The following is a 15,084-nucleotide window of genomic DNA, read 5'->3' as shown; positions in this document are numbered from 1 at the left end:
CTACTTCTGCGCCGTCTTCAGCTCCTCGTCGATGATGCTCTTGAACTCCTCGAACGGCTGCGCCCCGGACAGCAGGATGCCGTTGATGAAGAACGCGGGGGTACCGGACACGCCCGCCTTCTTGCCTTCCTCCAGGTCGGCCTGGATGACGGAGGCCTTCTCACCGGAGTCCAGGCACTTGTCGAACTTCGCCGTGTCCAGCTTCAGCGTGGCGGCGTGGGCCTTCAGGTCCGGCACGTCCAGCTTCTGCTGGTTGGCGAAGAGCAGGTCGTGCATCTCCCAGAACTTGCCCTGGTCGCCGGCGCACAGCGAGGCCTCGGAGGCCTTCGGCGCCTTCTTGTGGAAGTCGAGCGGGAAGTGGCGGAACACCAGGCGCACCTTGTCGCCGTACTCCTTCATGACCTGGTCCACGGCCGGGTTGGCGCGGCTGCAGAACGGGCACTCGAAGTCGCTGAACTCGACGATGGTGATGGGCGCACCCTCCTTGCCACCCTTGGCGGCGCCGGTGGCGGCCACCTGCTTGCGCTCGGCCGGGGCGCGCGGGGGCTCGGGCAGGGTGATCTGCACGTTCGCGTTCTTGCGCAGCTCCGCGAACAGCGCCTGCGCGCGCTCCTGCTTCGGCTGCTGGTTGAGGAAGTCCACGATCTGCGGCTTCATCTGCTCGAAGGTGGACCCGGGCGGCAGCTGGCCCTTGGCGCCGTCGAAGACCTCCTTGATGCGCTCCTCGGGAGGCGCGGGGACCTTGTCGTCGATCTCCGCCTTCAGGTACTGCTCCTGCGTCAGGTTGCGCTTCTTGGCCTCGGCATCGACCAGCTTCTCGGTCACCATGCCCTCGAGGCCGCGCTTGCGCAGCTGGTGCTTCTGCTTCTCCAGGTTGGAGAGCGGCTCGGAGATCTTCTCGTTGAGCTCCTTGTACGTAATCTTCTGCCCGTCGCCGAAGGTCGCGACGACGGCATCGGGCGCGGGCTCACCCGCGTTGGCCTGCTGTGCCGTGGCGGCCGGACCCTGAGCGGTGACCGGCGCCTTCTCCTTGTTACAGCCGGCGGTGATGGAGGCCGCCAGGAGAGCGGCGAGGATGACACGGGTGGGCTTGAGCATAAGCTCGCGTCCTAGTCGAGCTAAAGCCGACCTGCAAGGAAATGGCTTCAGGCGACGAGGGGCTCCAGCTCCAGCGCCCCCGCGAGGCCGGTGAAGCCCAGGTCCAGGCCCTCCAGCTCGCGGCGCCGCGCGGGCACGATTTCGTAGCAGCTCGGGTCCGACAGCACCTTGCGCACCAGCTTGTGGTTGAGCGCATGGCCCGTCTTGTACGCCGTCAGGTGCCCGATGACGGGGCGGCCGAACAGCGACACGTCGCCGATGGCGTCGAGAATCTTGTGCCGCACGAACTCGTCCGGGAAGCGCAGGCCGTCCGGGTTGAGGATGGAGACCTCGTCCACGACGATGGCGTTCTCCAGCGAGCCGCCGCGCGCCAGGCCCAGCTTCTTCAGCTTCTCCACGTCGCGCAGGAAGCCGAAGGTGCGGGCGCGGGAGATTTCGCGCGAGAAGTCCCGGTCGCTGAAGTCCAGGTCGAAGGACTGGCCCTGGATGACGGGGTGCTCGAAGTCGATGGTGCAGCTGATGCGGAAGTGCTTGGACGGGGTGAGCGAGGCCTGCTTGTCACCATCCACCACGGACACGGCCTTGCGGATGACGAGCAGCTCCTTGGGCGCCTCCTGCTCGCGCACGCCGGCCTCGTGGACGAGGGCCGCGAAGGGCGCCGCGCTGCCGTCCATGATGGGCACCTCCGGCCCGTCCAGCTCCACGCGCACGTTGTCGATGCCCAGGCCGGCCAGCGCCGACATGAAGTGCTCCACCGTGCCCACGCGCACGCCGTCGCGGCCCAGCGTCGTCGCCAGCGCCGTGTCCACCACGTACTCCGCCAGCGCGGGGATGCTCACCGGCCGGGGCAGGTCCGTGCGCACGAAGACGATGCCATGCCCGGCGGGCGCGGGACGCAGGGTGAGCGTCACCTTGGCGCCGGAGTGGAGTCCCACTCCCTGCAGGCTGGCAGTCTTGGAAACGGTGCGCTGGTTGTAGGAGGACGGTCGCATGTTGGTGTCGCCTCGTGGCTGCTCGGTGCTGCGGGACTTCCGGTCCGGGTCCCGCCGGTTGGACCCGGAAACGTTCATCAGTGATCTGACGCGACGCGCTGATTCTGCAATCGGCACGCCACGACCTCGTGACCTGCTGGCTGGAGCCCGAAGGGCCTTGAGGCGAGTCAACCCTTTGGAATGGCTCGCCTTTTCAGTGCGTCGTGGCGGGTGCCGGTTCCGGTCTGGCACCCTCCCCCCTGTGTGAAGCCCGGTGATTCCTCCCGCTACCGCGACACCGATGTCCGGGATTCGTCAGAACCCGGAATCCGCGTCCCCTCGCCCGACCCGCGATGCCGCAGCGTGTCTTCCAGGCAACATGGGCGCGTCAATAGCGCAAGGCAGTGACAGGTGCAAACCAGGCCCCGGAGCGACCCCGGGTGAAGAGGTGCTCGCACGGGGCGTGGGGGTGGTAGGGCGCCGGTGTCCTGCCCTCAGCGGGCGGGGGCGGGGAGGAAGCGGTCCCGGAGGGCCTCCGCCTCCTGCCGGTCGAAGCCACGCCCCTGCAGGAGGGTGCGGCGGCTGACGGCGTGGAAGGTGGACTCCAGCGTCTGGGTGAAGCGGCGCAGGTCCTCGGCGAGCCGGGCGCGGATGCCGGGCCCTTCCGGGGGCCAGGGCAGCTCCACCAGCAGCGAGGTGAAGCGGTCGAAGGCGTCGTAGTCCGCGTAGCGCAGCAGCTGGTAGCCGCCGGCGTGGAAGTAGTCGAGGAAGGCCTTGAGGGCGTCCAGCGCGCGCTCGGCGGCGGCCACGTCCTCGGCGCGCAGGTGCGTCTCCGCGGTGCGGCACAGCTGGGCGTAGACCCACAAGTCCTTGCGCAGCCGCAGCGCCGCGTCCTGCGGGCTCATCAGCTCGTCGAAGACGCCGTCGGCCAGGCCGCCGTTGGGGGCGAGCGTCTCCACCAGCACCACCACCTGCGTGCGCAGCAGCGTGGTGAAGGCGGCGGCGGCGCGGGAAGGGGCCTCCACGTCGCGGTCCAGGTTGACGAGCACCTCGCGGGCCACGCGCTCCGTCTCGCGGGCGATGTCCCGCGCGGCGCGCAGCGTGGCGGCCTGCAGCGACTTGGAGGCCGCCTTCGGCGACAGCTCCGAGTGCATCCACGAGGCGAGCGAGTTGGCCTCGCTGCGCACCAGCGCCAGCAGCACGCGCACGCGGCGGGAGTACGGCGGCTGGCCCTCGGCGTCCACGTAGGCCAGGTAGTGCAGCAGGCGGAAGAGGCCGAGGAAGACGGTGGAGAAGAGTGTGCGCTGGTCCTCGGGGAGGCCGCCCAGCGTGTCCAGCAGCCGGACCGACCTGAGCCGGTCGTACTCGACGCGGAACTCCAGCGGGCGGAAGGGGCGGAAGTAGCGGTTGAGGACGATTTCGCGCAGGGCCAGCTTGCCCACGTCCTGGAAGAGGCCGAGGTTGGCCACGGGCAGCTTGAGCAGGTGGTCCAGCAGGTTCTTCAGCGCGTCGAAGGCCTCGCGCAGCACGAAGAGGCTCTCGGGCGGCGTCTCCTGGTCCAGCTCCTCCTCGATGAGGGCGCGCCGGATGCGGTCGTCCGCGAGCTGCGTCTCCACGTACTTGCGGAAGACCATCTTCTGGTCGCTGTCCGGGTCCTGCAGGTGGCGCGCGACTCGCAGGGCGCGGTCCATGGCGTCGCGCACGTCCGCCAGCTCTTCGTGGAAGTCGCGGGTGACGAGCGGCCTGTCGCGCGCGTCCACCACGGTGTTGAGGTTGAGGTAGCGCTCCACCGCGCGCAGGAGCATCTCGAACTCGAAGAGCAGCTCCTCGCGGCCCTCCACGGGCACGCCGCGCAGCCAGCGCTCGCGCTCGGCGAGGAACCCGGCGCGCGACGTCTGCGAGGCGCGCATCAGGTCCGCGTAGAAGTCACGTCCGGAGGCGGTGGCGGGAGGCGTGTCCTGGCTCATGGCGCGGAGGAGCTTAGTCTCAGAAGAGGTTGCCCTGGGGCGTGGGCGGTGGCTGCTTCTTGAAGTACTGGTAGGTGCGGTGCGTGGCCATGCGCCCGCGGGGCGTGCGCTGGAGGAAGCCCTCCTGCATCAGGAAGGGCTCGTACACGTCCTCAATCGTGTCGCGCTGCTCGCCCACGCTGGCGGCGATGGTCTCCACGCCCACCGGGCCGCCACCGAACTTGTCGATGATGGTCAGCAGGATTTTGCGGTCCATGGAGTCCAGGCCGCTGGCGTCCACGCCCAGCCTGTCGAGCGACTTCTTCGCCAGCTCCAGGGTGATCTTCCCGTCGCCCTCCACCTCCGCGAAGTCGCGCAGCCGGCGCAGCAGCCGGTTGGTGATGCGGGGCGTGCCGCGCGAGCGGGTGGACACCTCGCGCGCGGCGTCCCTGTCCAGGGGGATGCCGAGGATGCGCGCGGAGCGGTGGAGGATGAGCTCCAGCGCCTTCGCGTCGTAGTACTCCAGGCGCTCCTGAATCTGGAACCTGTCCCGCAGCGGCGAGGTGAGCAGGCCCGTGCGCGTAGTGGCGCCGATGAGCGTGAAGGGCGGCAAATCAATCTTCATCGCCCGGGCGGCGGGCCCGGTGTCGATGGTGATGTCCAGCCGGAAGTCCTCCATGGCCGGGTAGAGGTACTCCTCCACGGCGGCGTTGAGGCGGTGGATTTCGTCGATGAAGAGGACGTCGCGCGCGTTGAGGTTGGTGAGCAGGCCCGCCAGGTCGCCCTTGCGCTCCAGGGCGGGGCCGCTGGTGACGTGGATGCCCACGCCCAGCTCGTTCGCGATGATGTGCGCCAGGGACGTCTTGCCCAGGCCCGGGGGGCCGGAGAAGAGGCAGTGGTCCAGCGAGTCCCCACGGGCGCGGGCCGCCTGCACATACACCTTGAGCTTCTCGACGACCGGCCCCTGACCCACGTACTCGTCGAACGAGCGCGGACGCAGGGAGGCCTCGAGCCGGACGTCCTCGGGCTGGACCTCTTCCGAGAGTGTGTCGGACTTCCTCGCCATGACCATCTGGAACCCTATACAGGAAGGGCGCGCGTGTCGCCGCACATCTGGCGAGGCTAGACTCGGAAGGCCCGCCGGCCGAGCAGCCAGGGAGCGCCCACCGCCATGAAGGGGTCGTCTTCGACGCAGGGCAGGAGAACGGCTGCGAGCACACCGCCGACGGCTGCCTGGCGGCCGGGCAGATGCTCGGATACCAGCGCGAGCTGCCGGGCGGCATGGGCACGGAAATGGTGGCGCCCCCCTCCCAGCTCCGGCGGGCGTGGGCAACAAGGAGGGCGTGCTGCTGGAGCCGCTGGCGGTGAGCCTGCGAGCGGTGCTCAAGGCGCCCGGAAGGAAGGCCCGGACTGTTCCGTTCTCGTCACGCACACCTTCCCCCTGGCTCGCTACCAGGAGGCGATTGAGGCCAATCTGGCGCGTGCCAGATTCCAGTCCGTGAAGACGGTCTTCGACCTGACCCGGTGACCCCCATGCACACGAGCCCCGCGTTCCGTCCCCTCCCCTCCCTCGCTGGTGCCCGCGCCGAGTCGGTGCCCGGCGTGAAGCTGCAGAAGCTCCGCCGCGCGGCCCTGGATGCCCGCGAGGCCTTCGTCCGGGAAGGCCCGGTGGCGGCCATCGCCACGTGTGACCTCATCACCTTCCCGTACCCCGCGCAGTTCGCCTTCAGCGGGGCGGCGCTGTCTCCGGCGCCGTACGTGATGATGACCAACCGCATGCAGGTAGTGCAGTTCGTGGACCGCGAGGGCGAGCGGCGCACCCTGCTGTTCAACCCGTCGGACTACGAGAAGGGCTACGCGGCGCCCTTCTACCGCGCGCTGCGCGAGCGCTATGGCGCGTTCGTCTCCGACAAGGTGATGTCCTCGCGGCACGGCTCGGTGCAGAGCCACCTGGCGTCACTGGGGCTGACGCCCGCGGACGTGGACTACATCGCCTTCGACCACCTGCACATCCAGGACCTGCGCGGCTGGCTGGGCGGGGACGGGCTGCCCGCCTACTTCCCCCGGGCCAGGCTGCTGGTGCAGCGCGCGGAGTGGGAGATGGTGAAGGACCTGCACCCGATGCAGACGGTGTGGTTCGTGCCGGGCGGCGCGGAGGTGCCGCACGAGCGCGTGGTGCTGCTGGACGGCGACGTGTGGCTGGGCCAGGGCGCGGCCATCCTCAGCACGCCGGGCCACACGCATGGCAACATGTCGCTGGCGGTGGCCACCTCGCGCGAGGTGTTCGTCGTCAGCGAGAATGGGGTGGCCACGGAGTGCTACACGCCGCTGCTGTCCGCCATCCCCGGCGTGCGCCGCTACGCGGAGCACATGGGCTGGGAGGTGGTGCTCAACGGCAACACCCGCGAGGACTCGCTGAACCAGTACTCGTCCATGGTGGTGGAGAAGCTGTTCGCCGGCACGTCCGCGGTGGAGGGCGCGTTCGTCAACTTCCATCCGTCCTCGCAGCTCACGTCCCACCTGATGGCGCCCGCGCTGGCGCCCACCATCGTCCTGCCCGCGCCCAACTTCGGCGACGTGCGCCCCACGCCCGCGGCGCGGCGCGCGGCGTAGCCCCAGCCTTCATGGGCCCGCGCCAGGTGTCACCGGCGCGGGCCTGGAGTCGCTCAGCGTGCCCGGTCGCCGCAGTACCGCGTCGGCCGGAACGGCACCGACCACAGCTCCCGGTCTCCGGCGCTGTCGGTCGCCGCGAAGAAGACGTCCCACCCCGAGCGCACGAAGGACCTCGGGTCAGAGGACGCGGCCCCCGACGCGATGTCCGCCAGCGGCCGGGTGTCCCAGGGCCACCCGCCGCTGTACCAGACCTCGCTCCCGTGCCCCGACGTGGACGCGGAGAAGAACAGCCAGCCCGTGTCCGCCGTCAGCGCGTCCGGGTCGCTCCCGGCCTGGCCGGGCTGCAGGTCCCTCACCAGCCACGTCCCCCAGGGAGTCCCGTCACTGCGCCACAGCTCGCGGCCGAAGAACCCGTCGTCCGCCGCGAAGTACAGCGTGCGCTCCAGCACGACGAGCTGTGGCACATACCCCGGGGCGAACGCGCTCTCCGGGCCGAAGCGGATGTCCCGAACCATCCGCGTGCCCCACACCGTTCCGTCGCTGGTCCAGAGCTCACTGCCGTGCACCGGGTCGCCAGGGACGCCAAAGTCCCCTTCGCCTCCGGCGACGAAGTACACCGCATCCTCCAGCGCCGTGAGACTCACCGGGTGCTGGCCCGGGAAGTGCCGCAGCCACTTCGCCGTCCCCGGCGTGTCGCGCGTCACCCACAGGTCCGCCTCGCCCGTGCCTGCGTCCACCGTGAAGAAGAGCTGTCGGCCCGCGGGCTCCAGCTCCTCGAACACCCCGTAGCCCAGGATGAAGAGCCGGCTCATCCGGCCCCACTTGTCCAACCTCCAGAGCTCGGTGTTCCAGGTGGCCGGGTCGTAGCGCACCAGCGCGAGGCCCGACTCCCACGCCGTCAGCTTGTCGAGGTCGGACGAGTACATGCCCGGCGTGAAGTCCCGGACCAGCTCCGTGCCCTTCTCCGTGCCGTCGGTGCGCCACAGCTCGCGGCCGTGCTCACCGTCGTTCGCCGTGAAGTAGAGCGTGCCGTCCACCACGGTGAGCTGGTCCGGTACGGCGCCCATCCTTCCCGGCGCCACGTCCTTCACCCGCGCCGTGCCCCCCTCGGTGCCATCGGTGCGCCACAGCTCGGGCCCGGAGTCCCCGTCGTCCGCGACGAAGAACAGCCAGCGACCCATCACCGTCAGCGAGCGCGGCGTCGCGTGCCCCTTCGGATTCACGTCCTTCAGCAGGGACGTGGGCCGTCCCTGCCCCAGGCTCACCCACAGCTCCCGGCCATGCTGGCCATCATCCGCGATGAAGACGAGCCGCCCGTTGACCTCCACCAGCGCGTCCGGCGTCGAGCTCGCCGTGGGGTGGATGTCCCGCACGCGCTGCGTGACATCGTCGCAGACCTCCCACCCTCCGTTGGGGATCAGCCCGCCCTCCGCCGTCACCGTTCCGACAACAGCCTCCGACTCCCGGGCTGACTCCACCGCACCCGACTCCACCTCACCCTCCGGTACAGGGCCACACCCCACCACCAGCCCGGAGAGCACGGACACCAGCACCGGAACGCCACGCCAAGACTTCATGTGAGCAGCCCCTTGTCCTCGGCGGAGCGCTGGCTTCCACCGTCGGAGCTGGAAAGTGATACTCATGACGTAAGAGTCTACTCAGACCAAGGTAGGAAATGGCTCAGGCTGTCCGCCATCCCGCTACGCATTCCGACCCATGCCGACAGGCCGACAGCGGGCGCGTTGGGCCGCGGACCGATTCGGATTCTTAGAGGAATGGAGCTTCGGCGGACTGCGCCTGGAACTCCAGGCTTCTCGTCACACCGCCGTCACACCCACGGCCGGTAGTCCGTTTCACCCCCCCGAGCGCAGCGCCTTGAGGGCCTCGCGGAACAGGGCCTGGAAGGTAGCCTCCGCGCCCAGCCGCTGGCTGGCCAGCTCCGCGGCCTTCTCCGCCTGGGGTGGTTTGTACCCGAGGTTGAGCAGCGCGGAGACGAGGTCGGAGTGGCTGCCTCCGATAGCGGCCGGCGCCGTCCCGCGCGACACGGCCTCCAGGTGGATGTTCTTCACCTTGTCCTTCAGCTCCAGGACGAGCCGCTCGGCGGTCTTCTTGCCCACGCCGTGAATCTTGGACAGCCGTGCCACCTCGCCGCGAGACAGCGCCGCCACCAACTCCGGCACCTCCATGCCGGACAGCACCATGAGCGCCAGCCGGGGCCCCACGCGCGTGACGGCCGTGAGGAGCTGGAAGAGGTCCTCCTCGCCCTTCGTGAGGAAGCCGAACAGCTCGAAGGCGTCCTCGCGCACCACCGTGCGCACGCGCACGTCCACCGGCTGTCCGTCCACCGGCAGCTTCCCCAGCGCCAGGGTGGAGAAGTTCACCCGGTAGCCCACGCCGCCCACGTCGATGGTGGCGTCGTCCGCGTCCTTCTCCAGCACCGTCCCGCGCAACCGCGAAATCATCTCGCCTCCGGCTTCCGATAGGAGGGCGCCAGGCGGTCCGCCAGCAGCGCCGCCGCGCCCTTGCGCTTCTTGCCCGACGCCGCCATGGCCGACGGCACTCCGGCCCGGCCCTGGTTGAGGTGGCACAGCGCCACCGCCAGCGCGTCACTCGCGTCCGCGCGCTCGAACTTCTCCGCCCCCAGCGACAGGAGCGTGCGCACCATCCGCCCCACCGCGTCCTTGCCGTCCGCACCGCCCGCGCCCACGGACTTCTTCACCTTGGCGGGCGCGTACTCGTACACCGTCAGCCCCGCCTGCGCGGCGGCCAGCAGGGCCACGCCGCGCGCATGGCCCAGCACCAGGGCGCTGCGCGCGTTGCGGAAGGTGAACAACCCTTCCACCGCCACCGAGTCCGGGCGGTAGCGTGCCAGCGCCTCCGCCAGCGCGGCGTGCAAGTCCTTGAGGCGGGAGGCCAGCGGCGCCGACTCGTCCACCTTGATGACGCCGTGGCCCACGTGCGCCAGCCGCCCCCGCTTCTCCTCCACCACCCCGTAGCCCATGAACCGGCTGCCAGGGTCCACGCCGAGCACGCGCATGTCCCGCTCCATTCCCCCCGCCGCTACTGCGACAGGGACTCCATCACCGCGTCGTCGAGCTCGAAGTTGGCGTGCACGTTCTGCACGTCGTCGTTCTCCTCGAGCACGTCCATCAGCTTGAGCAGGCCGCGCGCATTCTCACCTTCCACATGGAGGGTGTTCTGCGGCAGGAACGTCCACTTCTGCTCGCCCAGCGCCAGGCCGGCGGCCTCCAGGCGGGTGGCCACCGTGTGCAGGTCCGCGGGCGCGGTGCGCACCTCGAAGCCCTCGTCGCCGTGGTTGAGGACGTCCTCGGCGCCCGCGTCGATGGCCTTCTCCATCACCGCATCCTCGGTGGGACCGGGCTTGACGGTGATGGCGCCCTTCTTCTGGAACATCCAGGCCACCGCGCCCTCGGCGCCCAGGTTGCCACCGTAGCGGCCGAAGATGGAGCGCACGTCGGCGGCGGTGCGGTTGCGGTTGTCGGTGAGGCACTCCACCAGCATGGCGACGCCACCGGGGCCGTAGCCCTCGTACGTCACCTCCTCGTAGCTCTCCCCCTCCAGCTCACCGGTGCCCTTCTTGATGGCGCGCTCGATGGTGTCCTTGGGGATGTTCGCCTCGCGGGCCAGGCCCAGGGCGACGCGCAGGCGGGCGTTGCCGGTGGGGTCTCCACCGCCGAGGCGCGCGGAGACGGTGATCTCCTTGATGACCTTGGAGTACAGCTTGCCCTTGGTCGCGCCCATGGCTGCCTTCTGGCGCTTTATCTTCGACCACCGATTATGACCGGACATGGGTGTGGGGCCTCTCGCGGGCCTTGTCTCGCACCCCGGGCCGCCGAGTCAAACCCTTCAAATCCCGGCGTCGTCCGAGCGCCCCGAGGACTCCAGGTCCTCCGGCCCACTCCCGGGGCGCGCGGGCTGCTTCGGGAACGTCAGGATGACCGGGGGCTGGGCGCCCCCCACCAGCTCCACCGTCGGCTCGGTGGAGGGCCTGGGCTCGAAGAAGCCGGGCACCTTGGAGCCGCAGCGGGCCCGCTCGCGCTCCTCCACGAGGCAGGCCGGCACCAGCACTCCGAGCGAGAACAGCCGCGTGGAGGCCTCGTAGGCCACCGCCTCCGGGAAGGGGCACTCCAGCAGCATGGCGCGCAGCGTGCGGCGGCCGTCGAACAGGCGCACCACCTCGCCCACGTCCTCGGGCAGCGTGGACAGCACCTCTGCCAGCCGCGCGAAGTCCACCGTCAGCCGCGAGGCCAGCGGCAGCCCCCGGGCGCGCAGCGCGTCGAAGCGCTCCAGCCCCGGCAGCACCGTCTCGCACAGGTACGCGCGGTCCATGGTGAACGAGCCCTTGTGCAGCTCCGGCCCCAGCGCCACCGCGTACGCGCCGCTGCCGAAAGCGAGCATGCGCCGGAAGGCCAGGCTCCCGCGCTCACCGTGGAACACCGCATCCACCACCAGCCCGTGGCGGAACGCGAACCAGCCCTCGCCCTCGGCGAGCACCGCCCGGCCGGAGCGCACGCCCGCGAGCAGCGCCCGCGCCACGTGCCCCAGCGACAGCCGCGCGGTGTGGGACTCGAAGGCGGCATCTCCCGTGCGCCGGCCCGCCTTCAGCCGCGCGAGCGCCACCACGTCCTCCACCAGCACCGGCTGGGGCAGGTAGTCGTCCGCGCCCACCCCACCGGCGAGGTCCCTGTGGAAGTCCTCCTGCCGCCGCGCCAGCAGCACCACCGGCAGGTGCGCCGTGCGCGCGTCCGCGCGGACGTTGCCACAGAGGCTGAAGCCATCACCGTCCGGCAGCTCCACCTCGGAGACGACCAGGTGCGGGAGCTTGCCGTCCTGCGACAGCGCATCCAGCGCCGCGTGGGCGCTGCCCACCATCAGCACCTCGAAGCCCGCCTGCGCCAGCGCCGCCGCGAGCACCGCCTGCGCGCCCGCATCCGAGTCCACCAGCAGCACCCGCGAGCGCCCTCGTGACGCACGACGACGCGGGCCCGTCTCCGCCGAGGCGGAGGAACCCGGTTCAGTGCGCGGAGAAGGTTGCGAGAGCGCGGCAGCCATGGATTCCTGAGTCTTCCAGGCAAGCCTGACAGATCATTCAGCTCCGTACAAGCCCCCGGAATCGTTGGGTTTCAGGGAGCGACTTCGCGAGGTAGGGTGCTCGCCATGACGCGCCCTGCCCCGTCCCGACTGCTCGTGTCCGCGCTGTTGCTGGTGTCCCTGGAGACCGCCGCCCAGGAAGCCGCCCCCGTCACCGTGCCCGACGCGGTGCGAAGCGAAGGGGTGGACGGAGACCCGCTGGGCGCGGTGGTGGCCCCGGCGACGCTGCCGGACGGCGCCACGTCCGTGTACGGCTTCGTCGGCGCGCCGGAGCTGGGCGTCGGCTTCCGCCAGGGCATCTCCGGCTTCGAGCTGGAGGCGCGCGGGCGGCTGCAGTGGTTCCAGCTGTCCGCGGCGCTGGAGCTGGCGGCGCGGCGCAGGGTGTACGAGCGCGGGGCGCTGGCGCTGGCGCCCTCGCTGGGCGTGGGCGTGGTGCTCAACTCCGGGGCCACGTACATGGACGACGACAACTTCTCCGGCGTGCTGCTGCGGGTGTCTCCGGGGCTGGTGGCCAGCTACCGCGTGGCGGACACGGTGGCGCTGCTGGGGCTGGTGGACCTGCCCATCGACATCGGCCTGTCGCAGGACAAGGCGCGGCGGTTCCAGGCGCTCGGCGGTGGTGGTGTGGAGGTGTACCTGGGCTCCAACCTGTCGGTGCTGGCGTCGGGCCAGCTGGGCGTGGAGACCTTCCGCGAGCGCGTGGGCCAGGGCGAGACGCGGCTGGGCTGGTCCACCCGGCTGGGCCTGGGCGCGCGCCTCTTCTGACTCACGTCAGGCCGAAGCGCTCCAGCTTCTTGAGCAGGCCCTGGCGCGACAGTCCGAGCGCCTCGGCCGTGTGCGTGCGGTTGCCGCCGCAGCGCTTGAGCGCCTCCTCGATTTCGCGCCGCTCCAGCGCCTCCACCTTCTGCGCCAGCGTGGTGGCGCCGGGAGTGCTGGCGCGGGGCCGCTCGCTGCCGGTGAAGGACAGGTCCTCGGGCTGGATTTCGCGGCGCTCGCCGGCGAGCACGGTGGCGCGCTGCATCTCGTGCTTCAGCTCGCGCAGGTTGCCGGGCCAGGCATGGGCCGCGAGCGCCTCGGCGGCGGCGTCCGACAGCAGCCGCGCGCGCCCGTCCGGGCACAGGTGGGCGCACTGGTTGAGGAAGTGCTTCGCCAGCAGCGGCAGGTCCGAGGCGCGCTCGCGCAGGGGCGGCAGTCTGATTTCCACGCCCTTCACGCGCCAGAAGAGGTCCTCGCGGAAGGTGCCCTCCTGGAGCATCCGCCCCAGGTCCTGGTGCGTGGCGGAGATGAGCCGCACGTCCACCTTCACCGGCAGGTCCGCGCCCACCGGGAGGATGTCGCCCGTCTCCAGCGCGCGCAGCACCTTCACCTGGAGGGAGGGCGTCATGTCCCCCAGCTCGTCGAGGAACAGCGTGCCCCTGTCCGCCTCCGCGAAGAGGCCACGGTGGTCCTTCGTCGCGCCGGTGAAGCTGCCCTTCACGTGGCCGAAGAGGGCGCTCTCCAGCAGCGACTCCGGCAGCGCGCCACAGTTGATGGGGACGAAGGGCCCGGCATGGCGGCGGCTCTTGAGGTGTACGCTGCGCGCGAGCAACTCCTTGCCCGTGCCGTTCTCTCCGGTGACGAGCACGGGCAAGTCACTGGCGGCCACGCGCTCGGCCAGCGAGACGGCGGCGAGGAACGGCGCGCTCTGCCCTACCAGCGCCGAGTCCCCCGCCGCGCGGGTCAGCGACGTGCGCAGGGACTCCACCTGACGCTCCAGCGTCACGCGGGCCAGGGCGCGCTGCACCACGACGAGGAGCACGTCCGGGTCCACCGGCTTGGTGAGGAAGTCGTAGGCGCCCAGGCGCACGGCCTCCAGCGTGTGGCGCGTGTCCCCGACTCCGGAGATGACGATGACCTTGGTGCCGGGCCGGGCGCTCAGCAGCGCGCCGAGCCCCTCCAGCCCCGCGGACACGCTGCCATCCGGCGGCAGCATCAAGTCCAACAGCACGAGGGGGAACGCGCGCGCGTCGAAGGCAGCGCGGGCGGAGGGGCGGTCCGCAGCCTCCACCACCTCGTAGCCCGCGTCGCGCAGCAGGCCGCCGTAGACCTTGCGAAAAGCGGCGTCGTCATCCACGAGCAGCAGCGCATGCGGTGCGGACATTCGGGGTCTCCAGGCTCAGTCCGGCAGCGGGCTCTGGCGCGGGGTGCCCATCAACTCCAGCGCGCGCAGGGCGACCCGGATGAGCGTCTGGGCGCAGGGCTCACAGCCTCCGCCACAGCAGCGCGGCCAGCGCCCCTCGGGGTTGCGCAGCAGCGGGCGCACGGTGGACTGGTAGTAGCTGGGGAAGCCCAGCTCCTCGCTGGCTCGGGCCAGCGCGGCATCGAGAGATGGCGGCTCGGTGACGTCGGACACGCCCGCTTCATAGCAGCGGAGCGGCCCGCCGCACACCCGGGCCCGGGAGGACTCAGGGCCCTTCGTAATGGCTCACAACAGGGACGACTGCGCGGGGGGCTCGGCCGGAGCGCCCTCCGTGGGCTGACAGGAGGCGCACCAGTGCGTGTTGCGCCCGCCGATGCGCAGGTGCGAGACGGGCGTGGTGCAGCGCGGGCACGGAGCGCCGGTGCGGCCAAAGACATTGCGCCGGTGCTTCGCCTGGCCCTGGATGCCGAAGAGGTCCTTCTGCGTGCCGCGCAGGCTCAGCCCTTCCTCCAGCACGTGGCGGATGGCGCGGTGCAGGCGCGCCACCTCCTCTGTCGTGAGTGAGGACGCGAGCCGGCGCGGGTCCAACCCCGCGTGCCACAGGCTCTCGTCCGCGTCACGGTTGCCCAGCCCCGCGAGGACACGCTGGTTGAGCAGCACCGTCTTGAGCGGGCTTCCGCGGCGCCGGAGCTGCCGAGCGAGCACCTCCGGGGTGAAGGTGTCATCGAGCGCCTCGGGCCCCAGCTCCTCCAGCTTCAGGCGCGCGGCCAGCTCGGAGGCGCGGCCCACCGCCACGCGCGCATAGCCCAGGGTGTCGGTGAGCTGGAGCTCCTCGCCACCCTCCAGGCAAAAGACGACGAGCGTCGCCGGAGGGCGCTCGCTGCCCAGGGGACGGAGCTTGAGGTCTCCCCACAGCATGAAGTGGATGGCGAGCGTCTTCCCGTCAGCGAGCGACAGCAGGATGAACTTGGCCCGCCGGGACGCGGCGATGACGCTGCGTCCGCGCAGCTCCGCGATGAAGTCCGGCGGCGACGGGAAGCGCACGGCGGCCGGTGCGAGCACCTCGACCTCCGTGAAGCGCCGGCCCACGACAGCCTGCCGGAGATCCCTGACGATGATTTCCACTTCGGGAACTTCAGCCACGCGGACACCTCCTCCGCACATA

The 15,084-nt window shown here is 70.8% G+C and carries 14 protein-coding genes; 2 read left to right on the top strand and 12 right to left on the bottom strand.

The window, feature by feature from the left end; all coding sequences use genetic code 11:
* From G4D85_RS45050 to ruvB, 4 genes are all read right to left on the bottom strand, one after another.
* Positions 1-1,098, bottom strand: a complete 1,098-nt coding sequence (locus G4D85_RS45050) for a thioredoxin domain-containing protein (RefSeq protein WP_164020668.1) — start codon at positions 1,096-1,098, stop codon at positions 1-3.
* Positions 1,099-1,145: 47 nt separating this feature from the next.
* Entirely contained in the window at positions 1,146-2,090 is a 945-nt protein-coding gene (gene lpxC, locus G4D85_RS45045) for a UDP-3-O-acyl-N-acetylglucosamine deacetylase (RefSeq protein ID WP_240359891.1), read from the bottom strand.
* A 473-nt stretch (positions 2,091-2,563) separates the two neighbouring features.
* Positions 2,564-4,036 carry a hypothetical protein gene (locus tag G4D85_RS45040; RefSeq protein ID WP_164020664.1) on the bottom strand — a complete coding sequence of 491 codons (1,473 nt, stop codon included), beginning with the start codon at positions 4,034-4,036 and terminating at the stop codon, positions 2,564-2,566.
* A 19-nt stretch (positions 4,037-4,055) separates the two neighbouring features.
* Positions 4,056-5,087 (bottom strand): Holliday junction branch migration DNA helicase RuvB, encoded by a 1,032-nt coding sequence (gene ruvB, locus G4D85_RS45035; RefSeq protein ID WP_164020662.1) that lies wholly within the window; start codon positions 5,085-5,087, stop codon positions 4,056-4,058.
* A 461-nt stretch (positions 5,088-5,548) separates the two neighbouring features.
* Between ruvB and G4D85_RS45030 the strand changes: the two genes are divergently transcribed.
* Positions 5,549-6,628, top strand: coding sequence for an MBL fold metallo-hydrolase (locus G4D85_RS45030; protein WP_164020660.1), 1,080 nt, complete (start codon positions 5,549-5,551; stop codon positions 6,626-6,628).
* A 53-nt stretch (positions 6,629-6,681) separates the two neighbouring features.
* Here G4D85_RS45030 and G4D85_RS45025 read toward each other — a convergent pair whose 3' ends face one another.
* From G4D85_RS45025 to G4D85_RS45005, 5 genes are all read right to left on the bottom strand, one after another.
* On the bottom strand, positions 6,682-8,205 hold the full coding sequence (locus G4D85_RS45025; RefSeq protein ID WP_164020658.1) for an ELWxxDGT repeat protein: 1,524 nt from the start codon (positions 8,203-8,205) through the stop codon (positions 6,682-6,684).
* A 276-nt stretch (positions 8,206-8,481) separates the two neighbouring features.
* Positions 8,482-9,090, bottom strand: coding sequence for a Holliday junction branch migration protein RuvA (gene ruvA, locus G4D85_RS45020; protein ID WP_164020656.1), 609 nt, complete (start codon positions 9,088-9,090; stop codon positions 8,482-8,484).
* Positions 9,087-9,665: a crossover junction endodeoxyribonuclease RuvC gene (gene ruvC, locus G4D85_RS45015; RefSeq protein WP_164020654.1), complete on the bottom strand. Its 579-nt coding sequence runs from the start codon at positions 9,663-9,665 to the stop codon at positions 9,087-9,089. The genes ruvA and ruvC overlap by 4 nt, the downstream gene beginning before the upstream one ends.
* Positions 9,666-9,688: 23 nt before the next feature.
* Entirely contained in the window at positions 9,689-10,438 is a 750-nt protein-coding gene (locus tag G4D85_RS45010) for a YebC/PmpR family DNA-binding transcriptional regulator (protein WP_164020653.1), read from the bottom strand.
* Positions 10,439-10,495: 57 nt separating this feature from the next.
* Complete coding sequence (locus G4D85_RS45005; RefSeq protein WP_164020650.1) at positions 10,496-11,701, bottom strand: response regulator; 1,206 nt, start codon at positions 11,699-11,701, stop codon at positions 10,496-10,498.
* Positions 11,702-11,806: 105 nt separating this feature from the next.
* Between G4D85_RS45005 and G4D85_RS45000 the strand changes: the two genes are divergently transcribed.
* On the top strand, positions 11,807-12,505 hold the full coding sequence (locus G4D85_RS45000) for a hypothetical protein (RefSeq protein ID WP_164020648.1): 699 nt from the start codon (positions 11,807-11,809) through the stop codon (positions 12,503-12,505).
* Position 12,506: 1 nt separating this feature from the next.
* Here G4D85_RS45000 and G4D85_RS44995 read toward each other — a convergent pair whose 3' ends face one another.
* The 3 genes from G4D85_RS44995 to mutM form a co-directional block, all read right to left on the bottom strand.
* Positions 12,507-13,880 (bottom strand): sigma-54-dependent transcriptional regulator, encoded by a 1,374-nt coding sequence (locus G4D85_RS44995; protein ID WP_164020646.1) that lies wholly within the window; start codon positions 13,878-13,880, stop codon positions 12,507-12,509.
* 15 nt (positions 13,881-13,895) lie between these two features.
* Positions 13,896-14,132 carry a hypothetical protein gene (locus G4D85_RS44990; protein WP_163998428.1) on the bottom strand — a complete coding sequence of 79 codons (237 nt, stop codon included), beginning with the start codon at positions 14,130-14,132 and terminating at the stop codon, positions 13,896-13,898.
* Positions 14,133-14,204: 72 nt separating this feature from the next.
* Positions 14,205-15,062: a DNA-formamidopyrimidine glycosylase gene (mutM, locus tag G4D85_RS44985; RefSeq protein ID WP_205525995.1), complete on the bottom strand. Its 858-nt coding sequence runs from the start codon at positions 15,060-15,062 to the stop codon at positions 14,205-14,207.
* Positions 15,063-15,084 lie beyond the last annotated feature (22 nt).

It is taken from the genome of Pyxidicoccus trucidator, from assembly GCF_010894435.1.
In the GTDB taxonomy this organism is placed as follows: Bacteria; Myxococcota; Myxococcia; order Myxococcales; family Myxococcaceae; genus Myxococcus; species Myxococcus trucidator.
Note: the sequence above shows the minus strand (reverse complement) of the source record. Positions and strands in the feature narration are given on the sequence as shown.